Genomic DNA, 4,651 nt, shown 5'->3' with positions numbered 1-4,651 from the left:
TAGGCCTTCCCCATGCATCATATTTATAAATCATCCAGCTGAACGAAGTTCTTTGATTGGCATCCTGGGTAAGAATCAGCTTATCTGCTTTATCGTATACCATATATTCCCAGCCTTTTCCGGGAAGCTTCTTTTCTACCAGCCTGCCTTTACCATCATAACGGTATTGATAAGAGAGGTTATTCAGGGTAGTTTCATCCAAAGTGGTCCATGTCGTAATGAGTGGAGGGATAACGAAAGCCAGCTGATCATATTCATTATACACATAATAGGTATCGGCATTTTCTGAGGCATTTAAAACCTTCCTGACTAAAATAACCTGCCCTTTTCCGTTTTTAAATTCTATGGTTTTATTCCCGTCCTCATCGGTAACGGTATTTTTATACAGCTGTGAAGGACCAAAATACTGTAAAAGCTGGACAGAGGTCTGGGTCCTGCCTTCCGTCCATGTGGTGGTGGTTTCGTATTTCCTTACATAGTCTTCATGAACATTGGCATCATAATCGAATTTAACAGACTTCCCTTCCCAGGCTGTACCCACCTGCTTCTGCTCAAGAATACGGTCTAAAGGGGAGTTTTCCAATACTTTCTCCGCATAGATCTTTTCTGATCCATAAGGTGTGCTTGAAGCATTGGCCAGAGGATTGGGAACAATACCCCCGTTTAACGTTCCACTCTGCGGAACAGGAAGGTAGTCTTTTACTTGCCTGCCAAACTCATCGTAGGTGATATGGGTAACCACGTCTTTTCCCAGTGGAGAAGCTTTTACATTAACGACTTGTTTGGGTCTTCCCAGACCATCAATATAACCAGACCTGAGAGCAGCAATGTGCCTATCGGGATAATATATTTTTTCATCGTTATTAGTTTTTATAGTGGTATTGGTATTCTTTGATGATTCTGCCGTTAAGATCCTCTACTTTCTGAAGTCTGTTAGCTGTGTCATAAACATATTTCTCAAGGATTCCTGATGGTGGTGTAATGCTGGTTACTCCAATCAGCGGATCATAGCTGTAAGTAGTAATGAGTTTTCCAACCAGAGACAAATCTTTCCGAAGTCTTTGATAACCGATAAGCAGCAATGGTTCTTTAGTAGGATCCAATGCATCTGCATCAGAATCGGCTATATACGTTGAAATCATATTTTCAATCTGGCTGTACGCAATCCCTTCAATTTTAATAATAGGCAGCGTTTTGTTATAGCCCCACACCACACTTACCGGAACGCCATCTTTAGTGGTGTATTGCAGAATATTTCCTTTATCATCATAGCGGTCATATGTTACTTCTGTCTGAGCTTCTGTTGGGGTCTGCATATTATAAGACTGAAGCGACAATGGCAGCACAAGATTTCCGGCGACAGCATGCGGCAATGCCGAAGGATAAATGGTTTCTGTCTTGGACAATATTTTGGTGGTATTTCCCGTAGTCTGTGTAACCTGCGTTTCCAGGGGAATACTTACCATGTTTTTGTCAATCATCAGCTGGTTGCCTTTTTCAAGTGCATATTGATAGGATATTTCATCAACAGAAAGATCAGGATGTATGGTTTTCTTTTTATTAAGCTGTGTATGGCTGGGATTAGTATAAAAATATTCTGTTTCAGTCTTCATTTCTTTCCCATTCAGATAGTCTGTTATTTTCTGAGACTTCAGGTATTCAAAATAAGAGATATTCTTATACTGCATAATATCGAGGTTATCCAGATAATCATCAAAAGCAATCACTTCTCCAACGGCTTTTCCATAGCAGATATCTTTATACTGCTGGGTAACATTATTTGCTCCAATTGCAACACAGTTTTTGGACCATACACTAGGATATTTATGGTTGTGACTCGTACTGCAGTATGTAACATCGGTAACCCTTGTAACATCTTCTGCTTTACAGGTTTTACTTACATTCTGTGTAAGTGGATTATCATAATTTTTACGGATGCTAAAGCCATCTACCTGATATTTTCTGCTTGGGTCTTCTGTATAATTCATCTCAACCGTTCTCACCAGATTGTTGTTACCATCTAAATATTTTGTGAAAATTTCCCTGCCATTTTTCCATCCTGCATTTGTCCATTGGGAATTCCGGATATTATTTCCGTACAGTACATTTCCGAACACATCGGTATCTGTTGAATATTTATGGATGATATTGGATTTTCCTTCAACAATTTCCTGCACTGTTTTATAGAAAACATTGGGATGAGTCGCATAAAGCTGGTTAATATTTGAAGAGGTAACGGCATAATAAGGAAAGCGTTCAACACCATTAGGTACATTAACGCCGAGATTGTGATTATAAGTATAACAAATCCTTGTCTCCCTGACTATTTCTTCAAACTCAGGTGTTCTTACAATTTCAGCTTCACTTGTTTGCTCGTTCAAATCTTTATAAACAAATTTTCTTGTAGTAGCCATTCCATTTTCCGTAGTATCTACAATTCTGGCAATTCGCAGCCCACCTATCGGCACAACTTTATCACCATAAACAGCTTCTTTCTCGGTATAGGTAGCAGCTACAGTAGATCGAACACAAACAAAAAGAGTTCGTAAAGAAAGTGTTAATGGTTCATCTTTTTGTGCATAGGCATAGAAACTATCAACAAGACCAGGGAAGGTTGCAGAAACTCCTATATTACTCACAACACCTGATGGGCTTTTGCTGTACAGCTCAACCAGCTGCCCATTTGCTTTCCGCAAATTAGCAACTGCTCTATGTTTACCAGGTACGTTATCATTAGAGTCACATTGTTGACTATTGAAAGAGGCTCCACCTCCCAACCTTATTTCCTCTGATTTAATCGGAGTGAAAGTAACAGAATTTGTGACGTTTGTATTATTATCATCACTGGTAGCTTTTATTTGTACTCCTGTGAATTCTGCTTCGCTAAGGAGTGCATTTTTCTCTATCTTGGTATGGTTTTCATAAAAAAATTCTGAGGATCCTTTAGTCGGGTAAATGATTTTTTTCAGCATCCCAATCTCCGTTTTTTCCGGTATCACAGCTGTGATAGCTCCCTGATAGCTAGCCCAATTAGTCAACTTGTCTATTTTTGGAACGAGATTAGTATTGTAGGGGATTCCATTATAATATCCCCATGCGTCTTTACTGAAAGCGAGCCTGACTGGAAATTCCTGCGGATTGATATATTCAAACTGGTGAAGCGCTTTTGGAATATTATCATTTACAGAAGTCAGAAATAATCTTTTGTTTCCGGTAAAATTATAAGTAAGATCAATATTGTTGATGATAATATTACCCAATTTTTTCACCACTCTGGTTAAGCTTTTAAAATCCGTATTCTGCGAATATTGGGTGTAATCAAACAGGATTTCGCCATAAGCCGGATTGCTGCTATATATTCTTTTAATCTGTTTTCCATTTACTGTCTGATTATGGCTAATCAATTCGCTCACCTGTGGATAGCGTATAAATGGAGGGTTTCCACAACCGGAATACATTGTCCCTCCTGTTGGAGAAGTATAAGATAATGTCTGGGACTGGCTGATGGTAGTAGAATATCCACCATCTGCATTTTCAATAAATACAGTTTCTCCTGTCGCAATATCTTCAATCTTGGTGAGGTACCAGGCCGAAGCGGAAACAGACATCATAGAATGTCCATCTCCTGAAGTCCGGTTTGAGGTAGTTTCCTCATCTGTAAAATAATATTTCATACCATCATCTGTTGTAATGGTAAATGACGGACCACCAGATTTACCTTCAATAATAACATCTTTTTGTGAGTAGATTACAGGGATTCCTTTTCTATTAAAGACAAATTTGATCTGTATACCATTAAAGTTAGCCATATACAAATCCTGCTCTGTATCAACGTCTCCATAAGATGCATCCTGAAAAAACTGCATTATTGTAGGATGATTCACTCCCAAACCATCAATATTTTCAGGAACTATTGTAGCGGATTGGTTATCTTCATCCGGAAGGTCCCTTATGATTCTTGTAATCACGCCTCCTGCATTAAGTGTCCAACCTAATCCGGTAGAACCATTCATATCATCTACTTTTATTCCATTGGAAGAATAGCTGAGTGTGATTGGAAGCTTGATGTTCTTTGTTTCATAAGAGGTTAATGGAATATTTACATTCGCATTTCCTGTAAATAAACTTACCGGAATATTCCCAAATGTCCCAAGTTTATAGGATTCCGCTGAGGGAGGGATAATATTAGGAAGCGTTGACTGCCCGCTTGTTGAAGTTTGTGCAACTGCGGTACCTATGGATAAGCAGAAGAACAAACTGGTTATATTTTTTTTCATCACATTATTATTTTTTTATCAGTTTTGCATTGGCTGTTTGATTCGTATCGGTTTTAATCACTACCAGGTAAGCACCCTGAACCAGCGGCTGGGTATTAATTTTAGTGACTTTATTTTTCGTTTTTACACTCTGAAGCTGTCTTCCTCCCATATCATATACAAGGATATCGGCTTCTTTGAAATCCATGCCTATTTCTACATAGGCATAATCGGAGACTGGATTCGGGTAGATTTTGATGTCCTGTTTCTGAATCAGCTTATCGATCTGGCTGTCTCCCAGCTTCACGATCTTCCAGTTCTCTTTTCCGAGCTCTTCCGCACTGGTTCCGGCAAGAATAATGGAACCGTCTCTGTTTAACTTTATATCTGAAAGC

At 38.9% G+C, this 4,651-nt stretch carries 3 protein-coding genes; all 3 read right to left on the bottom strand.

The features are described from left to right. On the bottom strand, positions 1-754 hold a 754-nt coding region (locus AOB46_RS22420; protein ID WP_241489273.1), incomplete at its 3' end, for a DUF6443 domain-containing protein. A 109-nt stretch (positions 755-863) separates the two neighbouring features. Next, positions 864-4,277 (bottom strand): hypothetical protein, encoded by a 3,414-nt coding sequence (locus AOB46_RS22415; RefSeq protein ID WP_062703598.1) that lies wholly within the window; start codon positions 4,275-4,277, stop codon positions 864-866. Positions 4,278-4,284: 7 nt separating this feature from the next. Continuing rightward, positions 4,285-4,651, bottom strand: a 367-nt coding sequence (locus tag AOB46_RS22410) for a T9SS type A sorting domain-containing protein (protein WP_131724451.1), incomplete at its 5' end; no start/stop codon positions are given.

It is taken from the genome of Chryseobacterium indologenes (genome assembly GCF_001295265.1).
Classification (GTDB): Bacteria; Bacteroidota; Bacteroidia; order Flavobacteriales; family Weeksellaceae; genus Chryseobacterium; species Chryseobacterium indologenes_A.
This window is presented reverse-complemented; position numbering and strand designations above follow the sequence as displayed.

Bases quoted from the DNA above. Each gene is read 5' to 3' on its own strand.
- AOB46_RS22415 (WP_062703598.1), bottom strand. From the start codon at position 4,277: ATGAAAAAAAATATAACCAGTTTGTTCTTCTGCTTATCCATAGGTACC.